This window comes from Terriglobus sp. ADX1 (assembly GCF_036877645.1).
GTDB lineage: Bacteria > Acidobacteriota > Terriglobia > Terriglobales > Acidobacteriaceae > Terriglobus.
The window spans coordinates 22,560-48,135 of sequence record NZ_JAEDXV010000008.1 but is presented as its reverse complement, the minus strand read 5'-3'; the positions used below and the strand labels follow the sequence as shown (position 1 = coordinate 48,135).

Below are 25,576 nucleotides of genomic sequence, written 5' to 3'. Positions count from 1 at the left end.
AACAAGAAATTGTCCAGAACTCGATGTCCGTCAAGTTCTCCTTGTGAATGTCACGGAAGTTGCGTCCATTTCCACTCGCCGTCCTGCCTGTGCTCCTGCGAACTTCGCCTAACTCTGGCATCCGCCCTCCGGTTGGGTGTCGGAAGCCGTGCGGAAGATGTCCGTGATCATGTTTTGTCGCATGGCTAAAGCACTAATCTCACAGACTTAATGGCGCATTTCTTACAGTTAGACACCGTGTCACACTTGTGCGCGAATTGTGATTTTGACTACCAAGGCTCGTCATCATTTTTGCGGTGACAAGTCCTACGTGAATCAATGTTCGCCTGTCCACTGAGTCTGGCCAGGGTTTTGCAACCGCATCGTTTCGAGGGAAGCGACGCGTGCTTCACCTCAGGAATGTCCATAACGCGAAGATTGTTGTTCCAAACCGCATGATACTTCTCCCGACTAACTAGGTCACGCATGCGGACGCCCAATCTTGATCGCCTTAACGTTCGTTTCGAGAGAGCGAGCGGCAGGTTCCTTGACCTCGTAACACTTCACAGGAGATGTCTTTCATGATTCAGATCAAAAAAATGCTATCGGGTGGCCTAGCAACTATCTCGGTTGTCCTAGCTGGACTAACCATGGCGCCGACGGCCTATGCTCAAAACGCGCAGGCAGCATTCAATGCTTATAACAGCGCCTATCTCGTGCAATCGGATGGCAAGGCATACTATGCTGACACCTTGACGACCCAAGCCACAAACCCCGATTGGGAATGGGCTCAGGCGGTCGATATCTATGTCGCGGAAGATGCCTATGAGTACACCCGCAACGCGACCGACAGAGCCCTTGTTATTGCTCTGCTGGATAACCTCGAGTCGAAATGGTCGGACTGGCAGACCGACGGCTGGGACGACAATCTGGCGTGGATGGCGGTTGCGTTTATGCGCGGTTATAAACTCACCGGTCACGCCGATTATCTGACGCAAGCCGAAGCCGGATTCAACACCGCGTGGAGCAAAGGTTGGACGACTAACCTCGGCGGAGGCATCCTGGAAAAACAAGACGGTACAACGAAGTGCGCGCTTAGTAATAATCCGTTCATTATCGAGGGCGTGGATCTATACCAGGCCACGGGAGACTCTTCCTATTTGACAAAGGCAGAGCAGATTTACGACTGGGTAAGGACGCACCTTTATGTCTTGAGCACCGGTCAGGAAAATGGCTGCGAAAACGGCGATGGCTCCCTTCAAGTCTCCAACGAGGTTTACAACAGTGGAACCTTCGTGGAGGCCGCTAATGCGCTCTATCGCATCACGGGAAACCAAACGTATTACAACGAGGCATACAACGCAACGAACCACATCGTAAACGCGGATCCGATCATCTCCAGTACGAACAATTCCAAGAACAACGAGTGGCAATACTGGTTCACCAGGGGGTTGAGTCATTTTGCTACGGATAACAATTTATGGCCAACCTATCAAACCTGGCTGCAGAACAACGCCAACGCGGCTTGGAATGAACGCAACAACCTGAACCTGACTTGGAACACGTGGACACAAAAAACTCCTTCCACAAGCTACGACGCGAATGTAACCGCCAGCGCAGCAGCTATTGGTTTCCATCTCCCGCCTCCGGCACTCGACCTTTCGGGTACGTGGGAGATAGACAGTGCTAAGACTGGCCTAGCGGTCACCATTCTCGACGGATCGGATGCAACAAAGGCGGCTGTGGTTGAGGAACCCTCTACCGGCGGTCCACATCAATACTGGACATTCAAAGCGACCAGCGGTGGTTATTACCAGATCATTAATAACGCCAGCGGCCTAGCAATGAATGTAACCGGAAGCAATGCGCAGAATGCTAAAAGCGGCGCACTGATCATTCAGTACACCCCGCAAGTGGTTAACCCGGGCAATGATCAATGGCTTCCAATAAAGAATTCGGATGGCACTTACTCGTTCTACAGTCTTAATAGCCTCCAGGCGCTGGAAGTTCCCGGTGGCTCGCCCGGAGTCGGTACGCAGTTGGATCAATGGTTTGGCAACGGCAGTAGCAATCAATCGTTCAAATTGATTGCTCACTAATCGCTCCCACTATTCCAACCTTGATCCTTCTTCAGATAGCCAGAGCAGTGCGGTTGCTGAAGGAAGAGTCCGTGGTCCTGGCCTTGTGCCAGGACCACGGCTCATTCAGGATGACGATCTCCAAACCTACGAAGAACGAGTGCGTTTACGCTCACATACAAGCCAAAAGCATAGGCTGAAACTGGCATCGGACCAAGGAGCTTTGAATGAGCGAGGACAAGAAGATCTACGTAGATTCTCGGCCGCTGCCAGGCCCGAGATCGGGAGCGTTCACGGAGTTCCGTCCAGGTACGCGAACCCTGGAGGCCGGTTTCAGGGCCGCTCCTCCGTTCTGCCCATTACCTGTGGACATCGTTTTCGAAAAGGACGTCGCAGTCAAACTGCGTGACGGCACCACGATCTACGTAGATGTATTTCGTCCAGTGGATGCCGCAAAGGTGCCCACTATCATTGCGTGGAGCCCATACGGCAAAGGGCAGGGAACTTCAGTGAGTGTCATGGGGGTTTTCGGCCTGGTCGGTCTGTCCAATGAGATTGTCTCTGGATTGGAGAAGTTTGAGGGCCCCGACCCTGCCTATTGGTGCGCCCGCGGGTACGCCATCTGCAATCCAGATGTCCGGGGCGTCGTCAACTCCGAAGGCGACAGCGTATTGTGGGATCGCCAGGAAGGCCGCGACTGCTATGACCTGATTGAGTGGCTCGCCGCGCAAGAGTGGTGCTCCGGAAAGATTGGCATGAGTGGGACGTCCTATCTTGCAGTTTCGCAATGGTTCACCGCTGCAGAAGAGCCTCCACACCTTGTCGCGATCAACCCGTGGGAGGGTGTCAGTGATGTCTATCGCGATCTGGTGATGCGTGGTGGCATGCCCGACATCGGGTTTGCCCGGCAACTTCAAGAAGGTAGCTTCTTCGGTAAGAACCGGAAGGAAGACATTCTGGCGGAGGTTGAGCGCTACCCGCTCATGAACGATCTGTGGGAGAACAAAATCCCCGCATTCGAGCGGATCAAAGTGCCAGCCTATGTCGTGGCCAGCTATTCAAATACATTGCACACGGCTGGTACGTTTCGAGCGTGGCGTAGAATCGCCTCGAATCAAAAGTGGCTGCGCATTCATAACGGTCAGGAATGGCCTGATTATTACGACGAGAAGAACCGCGAGGACCTCCGTCGATTCTTTGATCACTTTCTCAAGAACGAAGAGAACGGGTGGGAATCTACGCCGCGCGTTCGCTACTCGCTTCACGACTTCCAAGGGGGCGACAGGGTGAACGTGGCGGCGGACCACTTCCCACCGAGCGACGCTACTCTGACAAAGTTCTATCTCGATGGTCGCGGGCGAACACTAACTACTGATAAACCACTAGATGAGGTAGCGGCCTCCTATGCGGTGAAGTCCAACCCGAACGCGATTTCTTTCCTCGCTCGCTTCGACCGGGAGACCGTGATGGTCGGCTATCCAAAGGCTCGGCTTTGGGTAGAGGCGCGTGATGCGGATGACATGGATTTGTTCGTCCTGATGCAGAAGCTGGACGCCTACGGAACTCCTCTCCAGCAGTTCACCGTCCCAAATCATAGTGCCGTGAACCACGATCTCACCGACCATGGCGCAACTATCCTTCGCTACAAAGGCTCGGATGGCCGGTTGCGCGTATCGGCACGCCACCTTGATGAGACTCTGACCACCGACGAGGTGCCCGCTCACAGCTTTGACCGCATCGAGAAGTTATCGCCGGGCGAAATTGTCGAAATTGAGATCGACCTACTTCCAATCGGCCTCGTTTTCTACGCCGGCGAGCAACTACGTTTTGTCATCAGCTCAAGAAATCTTATGGGCACCATGATGCCCGGAATCGAAGAATACATCGGTGCCAATCGTGGCGAGCACGTCATCCATACTGGCGGCGAACATCCGTCTTATCTCCAGTTTCCTATTCGGGCGTGATTGCTGCGGGTCATCTTTCGCGCTTACCGGACGAATGCAACAAACAGAGTGTGTTGGGCAGGTTCGTGCCGATCTACGGCAGTCCTACCCTATCTGAGGGTGTGGGCATAGGAAAACTAATCACTCACACGTATATCTCCCGGACGCTTTCGCGGCCGGGAGATACGTGTTGAGTAAGTGGCTTTGTATTAGAAGGTGATCTTTCCGGAGAGCTGAAGCTCACGCGAGAAATTCTCTGGTCCGGTTGGGCCTTTGGTGATCGTGCCCCACGAATCCTTCGTTGGATCGGTGCCGTAGTTGTTGGCCCCGGTTCCACCTACCTGACTCCAGTTGGGATGGTTGAGGAGATTGAATGCGTCAAGACGGAGCTGGAGATTGACACGTTCGTTATAGGCGAACCGCTTGGAGACACTCGCATCAAATTGGTGGTTGTTTGGAAGACGGACGCCCGTGTAGACAACGTTTTGAGCAACTGAGTAAGCAGATGCAGAGCGAACAATCGCGTAGCCAGAGCAGTTGCCTTGAGCGTAACTTGGGCCAGGATTGATCAGGCCCGGAGTGTCTGGATCTTCGTAGCCTACGCACGGAGTAACACCCTGCAGGCGTTTGTAGTTGTGATTTGCATCGATTGGAAGATCGTGTTGATTAACCTTCAACGACCCCAGTACATGGAAGTTGTTGTTGGTGCCAGAACCCGGACCCCAGGAAAAGGGAACGCCCTGAGTGTAGACGTAGTACGGAGCGATCTCCCATCCGCCAACGGCAGCATCCACAATGCGGTTTGTATGTCCGAGGAAGGTTCTACCTCTGCCAAATGGAAGGTAGTAAACACCAGAGAAGCTCATGGCGATGGGAACGTCATTGCTCATCAGGTTGCGACCATATACCCGGTTGACCGTGTCGATGATATTGCCTGCCTGCATGTTCTTGGACCAGGTCAAAGCGTAGTGCAGGGTAAGGTCGCGCGATGCATTGTGTGAAGCCACTAACTGCAGTGAGTTGTACCAACTGTGCACCAGCGGCAGGTTGTTCTCTGTAATGGATGTATATTGCGGGAACGGCCGGGTAAGGGCACCCGCCGAGATCGTGGTGCTTGTGTAGTAGCCGGTTCCGTTGAAAGCCCCCACCTGATAGAACGGGCTGGCCACCTTAGCAGGAGCGGTCGTACCATCGCAGTACTTTGTGCGGGCACCGGCAGGTGCGCCACGTTCCACGTCGCACTGCGCGTAGTACGAGGACGACACGTGGTTGATGTCATCGCTTCCCGGCAGGTTATACGCGCGCGAGGAGGAGTAACTGATATCCAGCATGTCCCGCTTTGACAGTTGCTGCTGCACGGAGACGCTGGAGATCCACACCGACGGAATCACAAGATTGGGGTTTACAAAGCTCAAACTACCGCCCGCGCCTGTGGCGAGTCCCAGGCTCGATCCAGTCGGGCTCACGAATGCCGGGAAGGGATCCGAGAGGTGGCCGTAAGGCGTAGCGCCACCATCCAGTGAATTTGTGTAGTTGGTTACCGATGTGAAGCCCGTGCTGCCATTCACAGACTCGTCGTTTACGAAGAACTCGCCGAAGCCTGCACGCAACGACGTCTTGGTGCTGAAGGCGTAAGCCGCTCCAAAACGGGGTTGGATGTTAAGCAGATTCATCCCATACGCTCCCCTTGGTTGCCCATTGACACCAGCGTAGGTAGCTCCGCCGAGCAAGGGACCGAGAAGACCTGTCGTAGTTTTCAACTGCGCATTGATGGGGCTTAATGAAGTCGTATCGAAGGCACCGAGCAACTGATTATGGCGTTCGGTCCGTGCACCGAGCAGGTCGTACCGGATGCCGAAATTCAAGGTGAGCTTCGGCGTTACCTTCCAGTCATCCTGGAACCATGGGGCTGCGTAGTGCTGGGAGTAGAACGGAGCGTTCGGTTGCGCCGTGCTTCCAGAGCTGGGATCGCCAAGCAAGAGGCTCGCGATCGACATGCCTGACGTGGTTCCAACGATGGGCGTCGTCGTGGTCCCGGAGAAGACGCTGGTCCACCCATTGGTGAAGCTGAATGCGTTGTTCTGGTTATTAGCCGGAACGGTCGTCGTGTACTGCAACAAACGCAAGTCAAGTCCTGCCCGGAACGTATGGTGCCCGTGTACGTAGGTCACGCTGGGCTGGTACCCCAGTTCGTGAGAAATATTTCTCCGCGCTGGCTGAGGGTTGCCGAGGTTCACGAATGAGTTGCCACCAAGGTTGCTACTGGCTTGGATATAGGGGAACAGATTTGGCGTGACCGAGTTGTTGATCAGATGCTGAGAGAAGCCGAGTGGCCCAAGGAAGTTTCCGCGTGATCCGAATGACAGTCCCTGCTTGTAGGTCGATACGATGACCTTGTTATCGAGGATGAGATTCGGAGAGAAGGTGTGAATCTCTTCTAACGCAAACTGTAACTCGCTGGGTTGGACCTGTGACGTGAGCTGATTACCCGGGTTGGTGCTTGGAACACCATTCGGATCGGTCACGTTATAGGCTTCATAGCCGCCCCACCGCAGGGTAGCGCGGTCATGCTGACCGAAGTTCTGATCGAGCTTGACGGTGCCGTTGCGAGTCACAAAAGTCTGCACCTGAATGTGATACAGGTTGTTTTGGTAGGGAGCGTAGCCAACACCGGGGTTAAAGTTCGTTGGAATGCCTGAGTAATATTGCGCGATCGCCTGGCCGACGGGGTCGATGTGACTGCAGGCCACGGCACCCGCAGCCGGTGTGCATGTCTTCGGAATGATGTTGCCTGGGAATGGAGTATGACCCAGCTTGGTCTTGCCGTCGGCGTCCACAAAGCTCACCAGCGGCGAAAGCGGGTCGTAGATGATCAATGGCTTGATGGCGTGCGCTGTGTTGTCGTAATAGGTTGCGCCCTGAAAGTTTCCAGAAAGCCACTGCGGATTTGGAATCGAACTGATGGTCGGCGACGATCCCGGGGTCGACTCGTATGACTGTTCCCATTGCAGCAGAAAGAATGTCTTATCCTTGCCGTTGTAGAGGAAGGGGATCGACAGAGGACCATCCAGTTCGGCTCCGAACTGGTCACGATTGTGCTTCACATTCAGAGGAGCGGCACCAACCGGATTTTGTTTGTAAGTGGCAAGAGAATAATTGGTGCTCCAAAGGTTCGTATCAAGGAAGGGCTTTCTGCCGAAGTAATATATGTCTCCATGGAAGCTGTTCGCGCCCGACTTCAATGAGATGTCGACTGCTGCGCCGGCTGAACGGCCGTACGACGCATCGTAGGCGTTTGTAACTACCTTGAATGATCCGACGGAGTCCAGAGGCGGGTTGTACCCCATATAGTTGCCCGCGTTGTCATTGGTGGCGCCGTCAATGTTCTGGGCCACCGCGTTGATCGTCACGCCGTTCGCCTGAAGGTTCTGGCTGACGTTATCCTGCTGGCGGGTGTATTGCGGATTATTTGCCTGGATTGCTCCCGGGCTAAGCGCAAATAGGTTTAGAACCTGGCGGCCGTTGCTCGGCATCTCCTGAATGCGTTCGTTCTCGATAATCTCGCCACGATCAGCCTTGGCCAATTCGATCTGGACAGCATCCGAGTTCACCGTGACCGTTTCGTTGACGTTGCCAACAGGCAACACAAAATCCATTTTCGAGGTTTGGTCCACGTCCAGGTGGATGTGTGTCTTGGAGACTTCTTTGAAGCCCGCCAGATTCACCGTGATGGAATAGACTCCCGGCTTCAGGTAGGGAACGGTGTAGTCGCCAGCCCCCGTTGTTTTCGCGGTAACATTCACGCCGGTTGCTTCGTTGTGAATGAGTACAGCAGCCCCAGGAACGGCCGCACCCTCCGAGTCGACTACATGACCTACAAATTGCTGTACGCCCTGGGCGGCAGCACTACCGGACAGAATTGATAAAGGAAGGATTAGGCAAGCGGCGCCCCAAAGAGGCCGAGCAGCCCATAATCTTAGCGCCCTCCTTTCTCCAAAACCTAGTTTGTAATTTGCAGTGACTGGCATCCTCATTGAGGCTTCTCTCCAAAAAATGAATCGGTGGAGCGTGTCTCTATATCGCACGCTTGAAAGTATGTCGATTGGTCTGTGACAGTTGCGGGTAAAGACTTTGACTGCACGCGTTGCTGCTTATTCGCCTGCGAGAGGAATCTGGACGCGAGAAGATACCAATGGCAATCCTCCAGCCCTAATTTCCGCCAGACCTTTTGGTATCCAGTTAAGCTATTCATTTGCAATTATTTGGATGGACATATATCCAGCCATTCGATTGCTTGGAACGAATTTCGGGCCGCTATAAGTTATCCGTGGCGGTTTCATGGTTAAGCCCTGTATGCTGAAACCCACCATGCCGACGCTCCCGGAAAGTCGAACCCAACTGCGCTTCGCATTTGGCTTGTTCGAGGCCGACCTTGCCGCGGGAGAACTCTGGAGAGCAGGGCACCGTATCAAAGTTCAAGCTCTGCCGTTCAAAGTTCTGGCCGCCCTGTTGAAGCGACCTGGAGAGGTCGTTAGCCGGGAGCAACTTCATATCGAGGTTTGGGGACCGGATGTCGTCGTGGACTTTGAACACGCGCTGTCCAACGCGATTAAGAAGCTGCGAGAAGCTTTAGGAGACAGCGCCGACAATCCTCGCTTCATTGAAACGTTGTCCCGTCGTGGTTTCCGCTTTATCGCTCCAGTTCGAGCAGTGGCGGCTTTACCGGATCAAGACCCCGTTTTGCCAGTAATGGCTGCGACTGTCGATGCGGTTCCTGTTTCCGTGGACGGTCCAATAGAAGACGTCCAAACGAATGGCGCGCTCACCCGGCCGGGCACTCCAACAGCACACAAGATCGCAGACCGTCTGCTGATGCTCCTGTGTGGTCTAGTCGCTGGCGCAACGCTCTGGGCCATTGTGGGGCGACGGCACATCGAAGCGCTCCCACGAATTGCCCAAGTGACTCAGGATGGGACAATCTATTCGCCAAAGGTTCTACTGTTAGGGACTTTATCTGCGGTGGCAACGGACGGCTCGCATTTGTTCACACCGGCAAACGAGGACGGAAGGATCGTTCTGAGCCAGATCTCTCTCTCCACCGGAGCACGGCAGGTCGTACCGTTGCCGAGCGAAATCGGTGTGCCGGAGGTGGAAGATATCTCCCCTGCTGGAACCCAGCTTCTGTTACGCAGCAATCTTGGCGCGGCGTCGCAACAACCGCTCTGGATCGTTCCAATCGATGGAGGATCTGCCTTCAAGGTGTCCGATGTAATCGCCCAAGCGGCAACATGGATGCCTGACGGTAGAAATGTTCTTTACACCTCGGGCGATCGCATTTCCGTTGTGTCTCTGGATACGGGGCGCTCGACTCTACTGGCAACGGTACCCGGACGGGCCTTCTGGCCACGGTGGTCGCGCGACGGCAAGTTGTTGCGCTTCACGATGATCGATGCTGTTCATCACACCTCCTCACTGTGGCAATTAGCCAAAGGAGAAAGTACCGCACACAACCTCCTTAAGTCGTGGGATGGCTCTGGAGCCGAGTGCTGTGGCGTCTGGACGGCAGATGGAACGGCATTTGTCTTTGAAGCAACGCGTGACGGTACCGCAGATTTGTGGAAGATGGGTTCCTCGCTCGGCTCCGACCCCATTCGGATCACGAATGGCCCATTGAACTTCAAAGCACCCGTTGCCGGTCGCACTGGAGCAGAAATCTTCTTCGTTGGGCAGGACATACGTTCACGCTTAGAACGCTATGATGCTGCACAGAAGCATTTCCTGCCCGTAGAAGGTTTTCTTGCTACGGCAGACCATGTGACTTACTCCCGGGATGGTCGATGGGTTGCATGGACGGATTCTACGAGCCGTCTATGGAGAGCTCGAAGCGACGGAGCGGAGAGGGTTGTATTAACCCCACCATCCATGCAAGTCTTCATGGAGAGCTGGTCACCCGATGACACACAGATTGCCTTCATGGCGCGCGGCCCAAAACAGCCTTGGCAAATCTTTACTATCCCCGCAGATGGCGGTACGCCCATGCAGGTCACACAGGAGAATCGCAATTTTGGTGACCCATCGTACTCCGCCGACGGCAAGTACATCACCATGGGCATCGTTCCTGAACTCATGGGCGATACGGACGCTTCGAATCCCATAAGAATTATGGAACTGGCGACGCGCCACGTAACGACCATGGAACATAGTCAGGGGCTCTACAGTCCCAAGTGGTCGCCGGATGGCCGATTCATCGCGGCCCTGACCCAGAAGAGCAAGACCCTGATGTTGTACGACACCGCCACGTCCACGTGGAAGACGTTGTTAGACATGCCGGCGGACCACCCAGTGTGGTCGAACGATAGCAAGTCGATTGTGTTTCGTGCACGCGCGGTGGACAAGAAACCTATTTATCGCATCAGCGTTCCCGATGGGCGATTGGAAGAAGTTGCCGACTTGAGTAACTTCAACGCTGGCACCATCACCCTCGCAGACTTCTCAGGAATCATGCCGGATGGTGTTCCGCTGATGCATGTGGAAGTTTCAAGTGGCAATCTCTACGCAATCAACCTGAAGAGTGACTCGAACGTTACGTCAGCTTCTCACCGATGATGGAAAGGCAGCGTCATTAAGCGTTGACGGCTTCTGATGCGTGGTATCGGACTTCGTTCCGATGTATCGTTCCTCATCACATGCAATCACGTTTGTTCGTCACGAATCTCAAGATCGCTGCCGTGCTCTCGTTCGTCTTTCTGCCGGTGCTCTCGCCCGGCCAGCAGGCGGCATACCCTCCCGTCGTTCATCTCACTGCGGAGCAGGATCATCAACGCATGATGGATCTGCTTGGCATCAAGGCGATCCGGGCACCGCGCGAAGGGAATGCTGCCTCGCCGAACGCCGCCAACTACGATGAATCCAAGGCGAACCTGTACCCACACCTTCCCGATCTGTTGAGGATGGCCGATGGCAAGAAGGTCACGACGGCGAAACTCTGGTGGACCAAGCGAAGGCCGGAGATTGTGGAGTTGTTCGATCGAGAGATCTACGGTCGCGTTCCGGCAAGCACGCCGCACGTAACCTGGACCGTTACGTCTACCGATCACATTACAGTGGGCGGCATTGCCGTGCTCTCCAGGAACCTCTCCGGGCATGTGGACAATTCGATGTACCCACTCATCGATGTGAATATCGAAATGAAGTTAGCGGTCCCCGAGCACGTTGCTGGCCCTGTGCCGGTCTTTATGGAGTTCGGTTCCATCAACCCGCCGAAGGCAGGAGCTGCGCCAGCTAAGACAACGGCCGCTGCAACTCCGTCATGGCAGGAGCAGGTGCTGGCCAAGGGATGGGGCTACGCACTACTCAGTCCTACCAGCATTCAGGCTGACAATGGTGAGGGGTTGACCTCGGGCATTATCGGTCTTTGTAACAAAGGCCAGCCGCGCAAGCTGGACGACTGGGGAGCGCTTCGGGCATGGGCGTGGGGCGCCAGCCGGGCACTTGATTATCTGCAGACTGATCTCGCTGTGAATGCGAAACAGGTGAGCATTGACGGGCATTCACGCTGGGGAAAGGCGGCGCTTCTGACGATGGCATACGATCAGCGCTTTGCCATCGGATACATCAGTTCTTCCGGCGAAGGAGGAGCAAAGCTCCACCGAAGAAACTGGGGAGAGGTTGTAGAGAATCTGGCTGCTGCGCGCGAGTATCACTGGATGGCCGGAAACTTCCTCAAATATGCTGGGCCGCTCGGTTGGAATGATCTTCCTGTCGATTCCCATGAACTCATCGCGCTCTCCGCGCCGCGCCCTCTTTTCATCGGCGGCGGAGCAACCAACGGAGATGGTTGGGCAGACTCCAAGGGGATGTTCATGGCCGAGGTCGCGGCCAGTCCTGTCTATGTGTTGCTAGGGAAACGTGGTCTTGGAACAGACACACTTCCGCCGATCGAAACTCCGCTGATCGATGGAGACCTTGGTTTCCGACAGCACGCGGGCGGACATACGCCAGTACCCAACTGGCCTACTTACATTCTTTTCGCCAGCCGCTATCTTGGCTCAAAAAATGCTCCGGCACAGCGCTCCGGCTTCTAGAAAAACTCACCGTAAATGATGTGGCCTCCGACGATTCCATCGGAGGCCATATCGTGTCGCGCGAACTGGCGAAGCTACTGTTTCGTCAGCTTCCATAGCTGCGTGTCATTGCCGTTCGGTATGTCCTGTGTGACTTGTGTATTGGTGCTCTGGGTACCGGCGGGTATGTTGTCGTCGTCCAGAGCGTAGCCGCTCTTCACACTCGTGACTTTGTATAGGCCACCGCCTAAACCAGAGATAGTCCATTGCTGGTGAGTCTGTCCGCTCAGGGTGTACTGCAACAGACCGAAGCCAGCCATCGTCGAATTAGCCTGGTCCAAGGCGTCTCCGCTCTTCTGACTCACAATGGTGTAGTTGCTACCACTGACTGAGGTCACCTTCCATTGCTGTGATGCTGTCTCGGGAAGATTTACCGGCCATTGAATCACTGGTGTGTTGTTGGTGGTCGTGTTCCCGTTGTCTAACGCCAGGTTATTGTGCACACTGACAAGGCTATAGATGCCACCTGACACAAGGCCATACTTCAGGTCAGTGACATTTGAACCGACCGTGATTTTCGACGCAACGTTGCTGCTCTTGATGGTCGTTCCATCGATGGACACATCCTGCAGGGTGACATCGGAGATGGGGCCCGAAGAACTGTTGCCTTTTATCTGGCTCATGTAACCTCTGCTGTCATCCACGGTGACACGCGACAGGCTCACATTGCTAACTGGACCGTCTCCGCCGCTGTATGTCCAAATCACAATCGGCGCGACACGGAATTCTCCTGTGCTGGCCGATCCTTCCAGATTTTCCATGTGGATGTCGTTGAAGTGGATATCGCTGTAGGCACTGCTTCCTTCGTCATGAGAGACGCTGACCGCGCGTTGACCTGCGACGACCTGGATATTGCTGAAGACAATGTTGCTTGCGGTGCCCTTCGCCTGGACACCAACTTTCGTGCCCGTTCCACCCCAGCTATAGCCCACATTGTTGCTGTAGATGATGTTGGTGAGAGGATTGCTGTCGCCGGCCTTCGCATCAAAGGTGTCGTCGCCCGTTACGCCCAGGCAGTTGTCCACTGTCGCATTGGAGGTGGAAACTATATCGTAGCCATCGCTGTGAATCCACTTAAAGTCGTCCAGCATTTTCACGTTCTGGATCGTGACGTTCTGTTCGTCCTGGATGTCGAACGTCCATGTGGTTGCATCTTTGACGGTGATGCCGATGATCTTTAAGCCATTGGGCCGGTTGTTATTGCTATCGGCGCTGCTTGCGATGATGCCTTTGCGATAATTTGCGAACCCGTCGATCGGGCCTCCCTCATCAATCGCTTTCACCAGCACGGTGGAATTAGCATCGATCACACCTCTGCCTGTGAATGCCACATTATTTACGGCACCATTGATGACGAAATTCTGCGGTCCTTGTTGTGGTTCACCATTCTTCAATGTGCCGCTGGTGTTCCATGTGTAGTCGTCCCGATTGGAAGAGCCGCGAATGAAGGCTCCGGGAGCGAGATAGATGGTGATGTTGCTGGCCAGCTTGATGTTGTTTGAAATCTTGTAAACGCCCGCGGGAAAGTACAACGTGCCGCCTCCGCTTGCGCTGACGGAATTGATTGCGTTTTGAATTGTGGTGTTCAAGAGGGTGTTGCCAGTGCTGTCCGCGTTATACGGAGCCGCCGTAATGTCGTGGACGGTGCCCCCAATCGTCGGTGCATCCGTCTCCTTCGGATCGCCAGCAATCACCATCGGTTCCAGAGCTCCGGCGGCCGTGCTGACGCTGATGATGAGGTAGGTGGACTTGCCTTGTGTCACTGAAAAAGTGAGATGAGATCCGCTGACGCTGCCGGTGATACCGAAATCATGCGGGCTGATGTTGTAACTAGTGATAGCTGCTCCGTTCCTTGTGCTCAGAACGAAGGTGGTGGTGCCCTCGAAGGCCAGATGACCGAAACTGTAGCGACCGCCATAGTAGGCAGTAACCGGGATTGTGGTGCTATCGGCCTTCAACGTGTAGGTGCCACTGGCACCGTCATAAGGTGCAGCAGGATACGCAAGCATATAGGTCGCGGTTGCATGCGCTTGCTGTATCCCAAGCAAGGCGGCAGAGGCCAAGACTGCGAGAAGGATTGACCGAATGATTCTCGCTAGTCTGTGCTGAGAAGCGTTGGCCGATAGACGAAAGGGGTGTGATTTCGATGTGGTTTCTATGGGGGGAACGGGCGTTTGCATGACCTCGCCTTTCAGATACATCGTTCGCGGGTTGTTTAAGCGGGGAATAGAAGTCGATCGCATGGATTTCTGGCGTGACAGGTGACCTTTACCCCAGAACTTCGAGAGGACAGGATTCTCTGTCGAGCCCGTGATACGCCGCTTTGTCCAGAGCTTGTAAGGTGTGACACAGTTTCTTACCGTAAGCAATCAGGCGATGCTACGTCCGATCCGAAGCATTGCGTCAGTTGCAAGATTCACGAGGGCATAAACGTGCACTGCCGCTTCCATTTACAAGGAGGCGGCAGTGCACTTATCAAAGTTCTGACGACTTAGGAGAATCACTTCACGCGAAGCATGAGAACGCCGTGTGATGGAATGCTCGCCGTGTAAGCTCCATCGCGGAACGTCACGGCAGTATGCCGCCAAAGGTCTCGTGCCGATGTGACCTTCGCGCCGATACCTAGTTCGCTGATGTTTACGGTTCCCGTCGTCGCTGCATCGCCCATGTTCACCACACCTACTGCAACGGAGCCGTCGGCGAGCGGCTTCACCCACGTTTGAAGATCACCATGTTTCACCGGGGACGCCTGCTTACCCAGCGGATCCTGATCCACGGCAAGCACCTCGCGGTTCAGAAGAATGTCCTTGATTACCTGGCTCATATTTCGGATGTCATTGCCTGCGAGCAGAGGAGCCGCCGTGAGTGCCCATAGGCTCATGTGGGTCTTGTACTCTTCGTCGTTCATGTGTCCGTTGCCAATCTCAAGCATGTCGGGATCGTTCCAATGACCCGGACCCGCATAAGGCGCGGTAGGAATCTGCTTCTGAATGTTGGCTGTCATGCTGGTCCAGGTATCGCTGATATCGCCAGTGGTGCGCCAAAGATTGCCGCCTACCTTGGCACCCCAACGCTCCACATTGCCGCTGCCGTACTCGCAAAGGCTGTATAGGATGGGCCTTCCGCTGTGAAGCAGGGCATCGCCCATTTTCTGGTAGACAGCCTGCAGATCGTCATGGGTGTAGATCATGCGCGCGCCGCACCAGTCATACTTCAGGTAATCGACGCCCCATGCCGCGAAGGTCTTTGCGTCTTGCTCTTCGTGACCATAACTTCCCGGGTATTCCGCGCACGTACGCGGTCCCGGTGACGAGTAGATTCCGAACTTCAGGCCTTTCGAGTGGACATACTCGGCGAGCGCCTTCATATCGGGGAACTTCTTATTGGCGTGAAGGTTCCCTTGCGCGTCGCGAACACCTTGCCAGGTGTCATCGATGTTCACGTAAACGTATCCTGCATCACGCATGCCGCTGGTGACCATCGCATCTGCCATCTCGCGCACGGTTTTGTCGTCGATGTTTGACTGGAACAGATTCCAGCTATTCCATCCCATGGGTGGCGTCTTGGCCATGCCATTTGATGGCACGTCGTGCAGTGCTGGAGGCGTGATGTGTTCATATGGCGGATACTCGTCGCCCGGCTTTGCCGGAACAGCGACAAACGGAAAGTCGTCTCGAATCAGGTGCAATTCGTTGCCAGCAACGTCGCCCTTCACGCGCGGCTTTTTATCCTGCGGCGAAGAGAATAACTCGAAGTGCGAACCAGTCAGCGTTCCCTTGACCTCATAAACGTGACCGATTGTGGTGATTGTCCCACTTAGGACCGTCCCGGTCTGATGGAGATCCAGATAGACCCTGACGGGCTCCCCATTATCAAGAAGGCGCTGCGTCCCGACCCACTTACCGTTCGCACTCTGCGCGGATGCAGCAACTGTGAACAGGCCAAAGGCAACAAAGCCTGCCAATAAAAGAGATCTGGCTGATGAAGCTGCGTGGCGCGATGAAAACAAAAGAGTCCTCTTTCACTCGGTAATTAGTTGGCAGATCTTTCGATTGCTGATGACACATTGATACAACGGCAACAAGTTAGTCGCACAGTCTAGATGGTTTGCTCCGCGACATGCTGAACGCTCAAGTCCCTGGCAGCGCGCGACCAGAGAATGCGGAGGTCACTTACATTGCGAAGTGCGAAGTTGGGCTGTTGCGGAGCAGTAATGGCGAAGAAGTCTGCACGCTGAACATCTTCCAGCCAGAAAGCAGGCCGCGGATCGGGATGAAGCGGTGCGATTTCAACATGGGACATCTCCAGTTGTTTCAAATGACGGATGAAGAAGCCATGCGACGATGTCTGGCCGAATCGATTCAGGTCAGGATACGCTTCTTCCAGTTCCGGCACCTGCCTTGTGCGCCAGTCTGGTGAAGGCTTAGAGGGATCTGAGGATGGTTCCAACCCGCGATGTTGGAGGTAGCAGTCAGCGATCTTAATATCGTTAATCGCGCCCTCCGGGATGCCCGCGAGGACCGAGGCCGTCAACGCTCTTGCATTACTGGAAGCTATGTTCGAGATGAGAACGCGCTTAAAACTTCCCGCGCGCATGATCTCTTTCGGTCCGCGGTTGCGACGACTTAGCCGCAGGAACAACGGCGCGTCGACGATGTCACGCATGGTGATATTCGAGATAGCAATGTCTTCGATGATGGCTCCATCAGCACTCTCCAGCGCAATGCCCTTCGAGCCCTCAATGACGCAGTTCGCGATGGTGATGTTACGGAAACCGCCATTGGATTCCGTGCCGCACTTGATGCGGCCATTATGCGGCGCCGCACGTTCTGCGAACTTGTTCCATGTACCGGCAATGACGCTGCCAAGTTGGTAGGCTCCCGTCACAAAACAGTCTGCGATGGTTACGTTCTCTGTGGCCCGGGCATAGCCCAGCGCGTAGCTCGACTTCGGACAGATCGCGTCATCCCACGGAGAGTTCACCGTGCAATTGGAAACCCGCACATTGCGGCAGCAATCGATATCCAGGCCATCGCGATCGGTGTCGATGCGAAGATTGTCGATCGTGAGGTTATCGACGCCCGTGGCCAGCAATGCAAAGTGTCCACCCTTCAGGACGGAGAAATCCCGCAGGGTGACGTTGCGGCAATTTTTTAGTGCGATTGCTTTGTTGCCCACGCCCGCTTGCTCAGCAACGAAGTAGCTATAACCGGCCACGACTTGTCCGGGAGCGCTGCCGCGTGAGAGTCCTTTGCCATGGATGAGTCCGGGACCGGAGATCGAAAATTCCGAAATACCTATGCCGACGAGAAGCGAGTTCTGCCAGTGGCTATGGCCATAGTCTTGAAACGCGTCCCAGGCATTAGGCTCGGCAGCGTCGTAAACACCACCGTTGTAGCCGGTTGTGTCGCCGATTTTCGGTGAGTCGGCTGCGAGGATTGTGCAGCCTTGTGACAGATACAGATCCACCTTGCTGCGCAGATGAATGGTGAAGCACACGTATGTGCCAGCAGGGAAATGTAGCGTGCCGCCGCCTGCGGCTGCGACGGCTTCGATGGCATTGTTGATCGCAGGCGTGTCGACGGTCTTGCCGTCGCCCACCGCTCCGTAGGTCCGCACGTTAAATGCCACTGCTTCGCTCGATCGCTGAGACTGGGCGGAGGCGTTGTGCCCAATCGCTGCGGCGCTCGCAATCGCGATGGGCGAAAGCTTCAGGAACTCTCTGCGCCGTTTGTCTGTAGTGCTTCCTGGATCCGTCATGCCGCCACTCCTGATACTCGAAAAGCGGCCGCAAGTAGCGCCACATCCCACATAACCGTCAAGGTTCCTCAGCTGAACACGCCCGAGCGTAAGTCTTCAGCGTCAACGAATCCCTGATACGGGCTCGAGTGAATCACTGGCAAGTGTCACACCGTGTCTTACGGTAAGACCTGTCATTACCCCGTTGTTTCTCAGAAGCATGCAACGTCACCAGGATTTCGCCGCTTCAACATGCGGCGGACCAGCCCGGCCTGCTGTTATCTCGGTGGAGACAACAATCTGCAGATTCTTTTCTTGTAGAGACATGGCTCGGCTATGCAGCGCGGCGGAGAATTCTTTCTTGTTGGCCAAAAATTCGCTAGCCGCCTGCGTGCCGAAGTGGGACAAGCCGGCAACTTGGACCAGAAACTGACCAGTCTTTCCCGATGACTGCCGCGTGATCACACCGAAGTCGCGTGTAATCGTGCCGTTGCTGCTCTCCATCTTCCAGACCCGCTTCAGTCCCGCCGTCTCGTGGATGCTGGGCGAGCTGAGTGACTCGTCAAAGATGAAGGCAGCTCCTGAGGTTAGCTGTGTTGCCCACTCCGTATTGATGCCGCCCACCAGAACAACGGGGGAGTCACGCATATCGGCGTATGTTGCTTCCTCTCCAAAGCGCAGCTCGAACCGAATGCCTTGCTCGGACAGCAACTTGCCGATCTTCACTGCCGCAACTACGGCACCGATACCTGGCCCTGAGTTGCGTACGGGTTGCATATCGCCCCATCGAATCTGATCCGTCGGAGTGAGGGGCAACACCTGGTCGCGACGTGATTCTCGCGTAAGGAAGGTGCCGGGATGGTTTGCGGCATACTCGTCGTACAGCTTCGCGGATGGTCTATATACGATTGGCCGCGGCAGACATATCAGCACAGGTTTCGGCGAAGCTGCAGGTGCCCAAAAAGCTCGAGCCATTCCCTCTGGAGACTGTCGAATATGCGCTGTGATAAGAAACGCCAGGACGGTGGCGACAGCAAGGACGGCGACTGCGAACCAGGCATACATTGCTCGTCCCGTGTGGCGTGCCCGCCAATCCTCCGACGCGGGACCGACCTTGGCCTCCTCTTCCTGTTGTGTAGGAATCGTCGATCCGGGGGCAATGTCTATCTCAGCTAAGTGGTGATCTGAACTACCCGAACTGGCTTCCGAAGGTTCACCGGTTGCAGACGTTACTGGATCCGAGCCTTCCAGTTCAGTCTTCGGAGTAGGAATTACCTTCCGCCTGAGAAACTCAGGAGCATATGACCCAACGGGGATTCGAATCATGACTTCGGAATCTGCGTCGGCTTCGGAGTTGTAGCTCTCCAGTCGTCGACGGACGTCGCCCGCTTGTACACGCACGACCGGATCTTCGCCGGTCCCGTAGTCAGGCTTCCTGCCGAACAGATTGGTGCCGATCAGGCGTTCCTTCAGCAGATGACCATTTCCGTCCAGCGTCTCGTCTACGACATACTTCAGGAACTCTTTTCCGCGGCGGCTCGTACGGAAGTGACGGCTCGCGAGGATTCGGCGCACCTCCGCCTGAATCGCATCAGCAGATATGGCATCTTCCTCCCAATCTGTGAGAGGCGGATCGCTGGCTCCAGCATGCATGGGGTGTGGTAACACGCCCGAATTATACGCCGCACGCGGGTTCACGTAGAAGCCGTGCTTCTCCATTGAAATGAGTGAATTAGCCCTCCCCTTACGGTAAAGACACTGTGTCACACATTCTCAGCGGTGGTTTGAAAGGCATATCAAGGGACGTCATTAGCTGGTAATCCACCTTTGTTATTAGACCGTAGTGGATGATCCAGTTGGCCACGCGGTGCGGCCGCTCTTGTCTGTGAGAAGGGTCCGCACCGCGATATTTTTCTCGAGACTCTGTAGCATTAAAGATTTCTCCACCTCGCAGTCTCCGCCAATTGCAACTACTCGCTTCTAAGGAAACACTTTCGTATGGATCGCAGAGAAATGATTGCCGCCGTGGCGAGCCTCGGAATTTCGACGCTCGGACGGGCCAGCACATACGCACCACGAGTTGATGGAACACGTCCCGCGATCTTCGATCCGCGGACGTTCGGTGCTACCGGCGATGGCCGCACGAAAGACACGCTATCGCTTCAGCGCGCCATTGATGCCTGCACTTCAGCCGGCGGTGGCATTGTGTATCTGGGCCCGGGGACGTATCTCTGCGGCACTGTCGTGCTCAAATCCAACGTGACCCTATATCTCGAGGCAGGTGCCACGATCCTGGGTAGCGGCAACATGGCTGATTATCAGCCTCACCATCTTATCTTTGCTTCTGGGGCGAAGAACGTCGGACTCGCCGGCCCCGGGACCATCGACGGCAACGGCCCTGCGTTCTGGGTGCGTACCAATCGACCGCCCGTTGCCGAGGACAAACTTTGGAGCGATGCGATCCATCTGGACTGGACGCACACACCAACTCATCCATCGCCTATGGTGGAGTTCGAGAGTTGCACGGACGTCCACATCTCTGATGTTTTTCTCTGCAACGCTCCTGCATGGACTCTCCGACCGTTCAACTGTGATCGCGTGCAGGTTCGCGGCATAGTCATCAAGAACCCGGTTTTCGGTCCGAATACCGATGGCATTGATCCCACCGGATGTCAGGACCTCGTGATTTCGGACTGCATTATTGAAACGGGAGACGATGCGATCTGCCTTAAGAGCGAACCGCTCAACGGCACTCCGGCTCGTTTATCCAGGAACATTGTCGTCACCAACTGCATTCTCACCGGCTGCTGCAACGGTTTCAAATTCGGAACAACTACGTTCGGTGGGTTTGAAAACATTACGTTCTCCAACTCCGTTATTTATAACGACGATGTTCCCTTAGCGTCCCGTGTCATTGCCGGCATTCAGTTGAGCGCAGTTGATGGCGGCTGGGTAGATGGCGTGGTCATCAGCGGCATCCAGATGCGCCGCGTTCGCGCGCCTATCTGTATCCGTCGAGGCACGCGACATACAGACAATGTCACACCTCAGAACGGCCTACGGGGAGTTTTGGTCGAAGGGGTGCATGCCACTGACGCCACCGTTACCAGTTCGATTACTGGGCTGCCCGGTATGCCGGTTGAGGACGTTCGGCTTTCGGATATTCGGATCGCGACTGTCATGTCTGGAAAGCCGGAATGGGTAGCCGATCCGGTGCCTGAAGTTCCCGCAGCGTATCCGCAATCGCGAATGTTTGGATGGCTGCCTGCCAGCGGCTTGTATGTTCGGCATGTGCACGGATTATCCATGCGCGACGTCGCGTTTTCCGCACCCGCAGATGAGTGGCGGCCCACTCTGATGTTTGACGATGTGCAGGATCTTCGATGCGACGGCGTGCAATCAACTCTGGCCAGCAAGGGAGAACCGATGCTGCACCTCAAGAACGTGAACGGAGCATGGATCTCACAGGCGAAAGCTGCGAGTGGTTCGCGGGCACTTCTCAATGCGACATCGTCAAGCAACATTCTCGTTTCAGGTTCGGATCTACGAGGAAGCGCAGCCATGGCTGAGGGCGACTCCCACACGGTGCGCGGCGAATACAACATCGTCGCCTCAAGCTGACCTGGATTGGATCCTTGCCACGGGACACGCCTGGAAAGGAAGTAATGAAACGTCGACACCTCGACGATCGATTTTTATCCTAGCCTTGTAGTGACCCCGCTATTCCTTCATGATATCCGCTGCGCAAGAAACGTGCAGATCTGAACGTATTCCGGCACGATGAATGCAAATCAGCCCGTGGTCGAAGTCATCGACCACGGGCTGATTTGCTATGTGAGCAGTCTATCTTTTGTGATCAGAACCTGAAGATCGCGGCGAGTTGCATGGAGCGGCCTCCTCCGGTCCCATTGACTCCGGTTCCGCTCCCGATAACGCTTGTGATCTTCCCGAATGTGGAACTCGTGATGCTCGCAGAAGGGTTCGCGAACTGCGGAGTATTGCTCAACTGAAGAACGTCAGCGCGAATCTCCAGAGAAGATCCCTCTACGATCGGATACGTCTTGAATACGGAGACATTGTTCTGTACATATCCTGGGCCATAGTATGCGTTGCGACCCGTGTTCCCGACGTTGGCCCCGACCACAGGCGTGCAAATTGTCGTGCAACCCGTGGGCTGTCCGAATGCCGCTGGGTCAAACCATTGATTGTTTGCGCCAGTGCCATGAAGAACGCGATAGGGTCCAACCAGATTTGCTGTCTGAGTTTCTCCAGGCGTGTTGAGATTATTGTTGGCGGTCACAGTGAACGGAGTTCCGGAAACGATCGAGACAACGCCGGAGACTTTGAAACCGCCGATGGCGCGACCGATAACACCATGAGAGAGAAATGCTTTCCCCGGACCGATCGGTAATTCATAGGTGAAGGATTGTTCAAAGTTGAGCCGGCGATCAAAATCATTCGGAGCGTAGTTCCTGCGCTTTTGGATCCAGAACGTCAGACCACCGTCATTCGAGCTTTGATAGCCCAGACCCTTGCCCCAGGTGAATGCCGACGTTGAGGAAAAGCCCTTGGTAAGGCGTCGGTTTAACTGGGCCTGAAGAGCTTCGTAGTTGGTTGAATTGCCAAGATAATACTGAGTCGTCGCGGCCGTCCTCTTGTACTGCGCGCCGGTGGTGACATCAACGGCCGTGTAGTCAGGCAGGCTTGCGTTGCCGCCGCCGAACACGGAGGGCAGGTTAATGTTCTGACCCGTTGAAATGCGAGAGCCATGATTACCAACAAATGCGATCGTCAGCGAGAAGTTCTGCGGGAGCGCCTGTTGAATGGCCAAGTTGAAGGTATGAATGTAAGGGTTGTGGTAGTTCGACGGAATGTACGAAAACGCGGAGGACGAAAGAGTCGAGCCGGCTGTCACCGGGATAATTCCATTCGACGGCACAGGTACCGCTACCGGTGCTGGAAACCCTGCCTGGAAGGTGGCAGCGGTTATGCCGTCCGCCAGCACAGCAGTTCCATAAGTCGAGTTATTTCCCGGGGTGTTATAGGAATTGTTTGCTCGGATTGGATAGTTATAGGCAAAGTTATTGTCCGGAACCGGCGTATAGCTGATGCCATAGCCTCCACGGAAAACGGTTCCTTCAGAGAAACGATAGGCGAAGCCCGTTCTGGGCGCGAAGTAGTTGAAGCGGTTTTGCAATCCAAGGTTGTAGGGATTACCACCAATCCCGGCAATCACAAGTTGATGGTGAACCGGATCGTAGTTTGAGAGTCCACCATTTACTGCCGGGGTTGCGGGCGGGTACAGCTCCCACCTGACGCCATAGTCGAGCGTCAACTTCTTGCTCGCCTGCCATTTGTCGCCGATAAAAGAGAATATCCACCATTGTCTGTATTGCGGACTGTACGTGAAAAGGTCACGTCCAGCGGAAGACGGTGTATCAAGCAGGAGTGAGGCGAGGTCGTTCGAAAAGTTCGTGGTTGCTCCGACTGTGGAGGTCTGATTTTCCCCGAAGTTGTAAACTCCGCGCGGGCTGAACGTTTGTCCCTGGAGAAGGGCATCGCGCACACGCCGGACATCAGCGCCAGCTTTGAAGGTGTGATTCCCTCGAATCAGTGTCCAGTGGTTTACGAGGTCGATGTTCGTTTCTCCGCGGACCCAAGGCATCGACGCCGAGTAACCAATCAGAGGCGAACTGAAGCCGCCAAGTGCGATTCCGACCTGTCCACTCGTAAATGGATTGCCTGCGATGTTTACTCCGGGTACCCCCAGCGCCGTCGCATCTGACGTTCCGTAATCCGATGGATTCGCGACATTGCGGTTGTGAGCAACGCCGACGCGCACCTCGGTCAGAAGATTTGCTGAAAATGCACGGTCGTAGTTCAGGCCAGTCGAGTAGGCGTTCTGGATGCCGGTGCCTGCGAAGGCTCCATTCGCTGCGCCGCCTCCAGCCGCTCCAAAGATAGGTTGTTGAAACACAGTATCGTGCTGAAGCTCATATCGATACGAGAAGTGATCCTTTGGCGAGAACTGGTAGTCGACCTTTCCGTCGTATGTGTCGGCTGTCTTTTGAAAAGGAAGCGTTGCGAAGTAGTTGTTTGTGGGCGCCGCAGTGGTGTTCAGGTTTTGATTGGGAGCAGGGAGAAGATTCAGGATATTGAGTGCCACCGGATTCACCCGGTTGCATGGAATCCGGTTGTTGGCGAACGGTGTACGACCAGCTCCAGTTGATGGATTTCCGGTTGTAGGATCGAAAATCTGACCCTTCCCGTACATTCCACCGGTCGCAGGCGCCACCAGTCCTGCGCTCAGGTCGATGAAGCCGTTCACGCATGTGGAGGCGCTCTTGAAGGGAATTGTGACCGTATTCGAATTGGCTTCGTGATCGGACGTGCGAAAGTAGTCGAAGAAAAAGAAGAGCTTGTCGCGGATGATCGGTCCGCCTATCGTCCCACCGAAGTAGTTGTAAGCGACATGCGCGACTGGCCCCGTAGTGTTGAAGTAACTCTTCGCATTGAAGAAGCTGTTCTGAAGGTACTCTGAGGCGCTTCCGTGAAAACGGTTAGATCCCGATTTCAGCGTGACGTTGGTCACAGCCCCTATGGCGCGTCCGAGTTCGGCTTCGTAATTGTTTGTCGCGACATCCACTGTCGCAATCGCGTCGGCAGGTGGAATCAGAATCTGGTTGGTCCCGGTCCGCTGTTCGTCGTCAACGCCTTCGATCTGGTACACGTTGCCCATAATCGGCGTTCCGTTGACGTTGGTCTGTAGGGTTCCTGCGGCATTGAAAAACGCCGAATTGTTCACGACTGCGGGCGTCGTGCCCGGGATCAGGTTTAAGAGAACCTGAAAGTTCCGGTTGTTCCCCATCGGCAGATTTTCGAATTTCTCGGCTTCCAGCTTCGTTGACACATCGCCCCGGTCGGTCTGAAGCAATGGAGGCGCCGTGGTTACGGTGATCTCCTGGGAGACATCGCCAATCGCCAATTGAAAGTCGACTCGGGAGGTGGTATCCACAATGACGTCCACGCCTGTGCGGGATTGCCGGACGAAGCCGGTGGCCTCAATGGCGACCGTGTACGACCCTGGCGTGATGTCCGGAATACTGTAGTTACCACTTTCGTTGCTGGTCACATTGCGCGTCTGTCCGGTGGCAACCGCGGTAGCAACAATCTTGGCCCCCGGTACTCTTGCGCCGTTCTGATCGACGACAGTTCCCACGAGAGTCGCGGTCACAGCCTGGGCCGACAGAGAGTGTGAGAGCACTGAGGACGTCAGTGCGAGCATTATGCCAAAGGGAGCCTTTGCCATTTTGTAGCGAATCATTACTGCCTCCAAAGAAAACGCGTTGTTGCTCATGCGGAGCTTTCGTCCGCTCAAGTGTCCCTGCTGCTGATTTGTCGAGCGGAAAGTAGCGGTTGAACCCTTGCTCACGAGATATCTCGAAACCTTTTTATCCGGTGCAACAGTGACGAGCCTTGATACGTGTTTTTTGCGTTTGTCGCATGGTGTGACACAGTGTTTTACGGTAAGGCTTCTAGTAACTGAATTAGTTTGTTATGCATACGAGTGGATGTTGCGATGACCCCAAGCGCAACAAGCTTCTGCTTCGGATATCGGCGGCAAGCCCGATTCCTGCACGGACCCAACTTGCTACCAATCGAAGGTTGCGGCTCATGTTGCCAAGGCCATTGCGGAGTGCCCATGCTCGTGCAG

The 25,576-nt window shown here is 55.1% G+C and carries 11 protein-coding genes; 5 read left to right on the top strand and 6 right to left on the bottom strand.

The window, feature by feature from the left end; translation table 11 throughout:
• The first annotated feature begins 560 nt into the window (after positions 1-560).
• Positions 561-2,078, top strand: coding sequence for a glycoside hydrolase family 76 protein (locus JAO32_RS07150; protein WP_334238933.1), 1,518 nt, complete (start codon positions 561-563; stop codon positions 2,076-2,078).
• Between the two features lie 206 nt (positions 2,079-2,284).
• Complete coding sequence (locus JAO32_RS07145; RefSeq protein WP_334238930.1) at positions 2,285-4,021, top strand: CocE/NonD family hydrolase; 1,737 nt, start codon at positions 2,285-2,287, stop codon at positions 4,019-4,021.
• A 188-nt stretch (positions 4,022-4,209) separates the two neighbouring features.
• Here the strand turns inward: JAO32_RS07145 and JAO32_RS07140 are convergent, their stop codons facing one another.
• A complete protein-coding gene (locus JAO32_RS07140) occupies positions 4,210-8,028 on the bottom strand; it encodes a TonB-dependent receptor (protein WP_334238928.1) in 3,819 nt (1,272 codons plus the stop codon).
• A gap of 340 nt (positions 8,029-8,368) precedes the next feature.
• Between JAO32_RS07140 and JAO32_RS07135 the strand changes: the two genes are divergently transcribed.
• The gene (locus tag JAO32_RS07135; protein WP_334238926.1) at positions 8,369-10,606 is read left to right on the top strand and encodes a winged helix-turn-helix domain-containing protein; all 2,238 of its coding nucleotides are present in this window, start codon (positions 8,369-8,371) and stop codon (positions 10,604-10,606) included.
• 80 nt (positions 10,607-10,686) lie between these two features.
• Positions 10,687-12,084: a glucuronyl esterase domain-containing protein gene (locus JAO32_RS07130; RefSeq protein WP_334238924.1), complete on the top strand. Its 1,398-nt coding sequence runs from the start codon at positions 10,687-10,689 to the stop codon at positions 12,082-12,084.
• A gap of 74 nt (positions 12,085-12,158) precedes the next feature.
• Here JAO32_RS07130 and JAO32_RS07125 read toward each other — a convergent pair whose 3' ends face one another.
• The 4 genes from JAO32_RS07125 to JAO32_RS07110 form a co-directional block, all read right to left on the bottom strand.
• Positions 12,159-14,132, bottom strand: a complete 1,974-nt coding sequence (locus JAO32_RS07125) for an RICIN domain-containing protein (protein ID WP_334238923.1) — start codon at positions 14,130-14,132, stop codon at positions 12,159-12,161.
• 491 nt (positions 14,133-14,623) lie between these two features.
• A complete protein-coding gene (locus tag JAO32_RS07120) occupies positions 14,624-16,087 on the bottom strand; it encodes a glycoside hydrolase family 27 protein (RefSeq protein ID WP_334238922.1) in 1,464 nt (487 codons plus the stop codon).
• A gap of 134 nt (positions 16,088-16,221) precedes the next feature.
• A complete protein-coding gene (locus JAO32_RS07115; protein ID WP_334238920.1) occupies positions 16,222-17,883 on the bottom strand; it encodes a rhamnogalacturonidase in 1,662 nt (553 codons plus the stop codon).
• 207 nt (positions 17,884-18,090) lie between these two features.
• Entirely contained in the window at positions 18,091-19,515 is a 1,425-nt protein-coding gene (locus JAO32_RS07110) for a hypothetical protein (protein ID WP_334238918.1), read from the bottom strand.
• A 345-nt stretch (positions 19,516-19,860) separates the two neighbouring features.
• Here JAO32_RS07110 and JAO32_RS07105 point away from each other — a divergent pair, with 345 nt between their 5' ends.
• Positions 19,861-21,483 (top strand): glycoside hydrolase family 28 protein, encoded by a 1,623-nt coding sequence (locus JAO32_RS07105; protein WP_334238916.1) that lies wholly within the window; start codon positions 19,861-19,863, stop codon positions 21,481-21,483.
• Between the two features lie 235 nt (positions 21,484-21,718).
• On the opposite strand, the gene JAO32_RS07100 is transcribed toward JAO32_RS07105, so the two are convergent.
• The gene (locus tag JAO32_RS07100) at positions 21,719-25,186 is read right to left on the bottom strand and encodes a carboxypeptidase regulatory-like domain-containing protein (RefSeq protein WP_334238914.1); all 3,468 of its coding nucleotides are present in this window, start codon (positions 25,184-25,186) and stop codon (positions 21,719-21,721) included.
• Positions 25,187-25,576 lie beyond the last annotated feature (390 nt).

Coding starts and splice junctions, on each gene's coding strand:
- JAO32_RS07150 (WP_334238933.1), top strand. CDS start 561: ATGATTCAGATCAAAAAAATGCTATCGGGTGGCCTAGCAACTATCTCG.
- JAO32_RS07145 (WP_334238930.1), top strand. CDS start 2,285: ATGAGCGAGGACAAGAAGATCTACGTAGATTCTCGGCCGCTGCCAGGC.
- JAO32_RS07140 (WP_334238928.1), bottom strand. CDS start 8,028: ATGCCAGTCACTGCAAATTACAAACTAGGTTTTGGAGAAAGGAGGGCG.
- JAO32_RS07135 (WP_334238926.1), top strand. CDS start 8,369: ATGCCGACGCTCCCGGAAAGTCGAACCCAACTGCGCTTCGCATTTGGC.
- JAO32_RS07130 (WP_334238924.1), top strand. CDS start 10,687: ATGCAATCACGTTTGTTCGTCACGAATCTCAAGATCGCTGCCGTGCTC.
- JAO32_RS07125 (WP_334238923.1), bottom strand. CDS start 14,132: ATGCTTGCGTATCCTGCTGCACCTTATGACGGTGCCAGTGGCACCTAC.
- JAO32_RS07115 (WP_334238920.1), bottom strand. CDS start 17,883: ATGACGGATCCAGGAAGCACTACAGACAAACGGCGCAGAGAGTTCCTG.
- JAO32_RS07110 (WP_334238918.1), bottom strand. CDS start 19,515: ATGCATGCTGGAGCCAGCGATCCGCCTCTCACAGATTGGGAGGAAGAT.
- JAO32_RS07105 (WP_334238916.1), top strand. CDS start 19,861: ATGGATCGCAGAGAAATGATTGCCGCCGTGGCGAGCCTCGGAATTTCG.
- JAO32_RS07100 (WP_334238914.1), bottom strand. CDS start 25,186: ATGATTCGCTACAAAATGGCAAAGGCTCCCTTTGGCATAATGCTCGCA.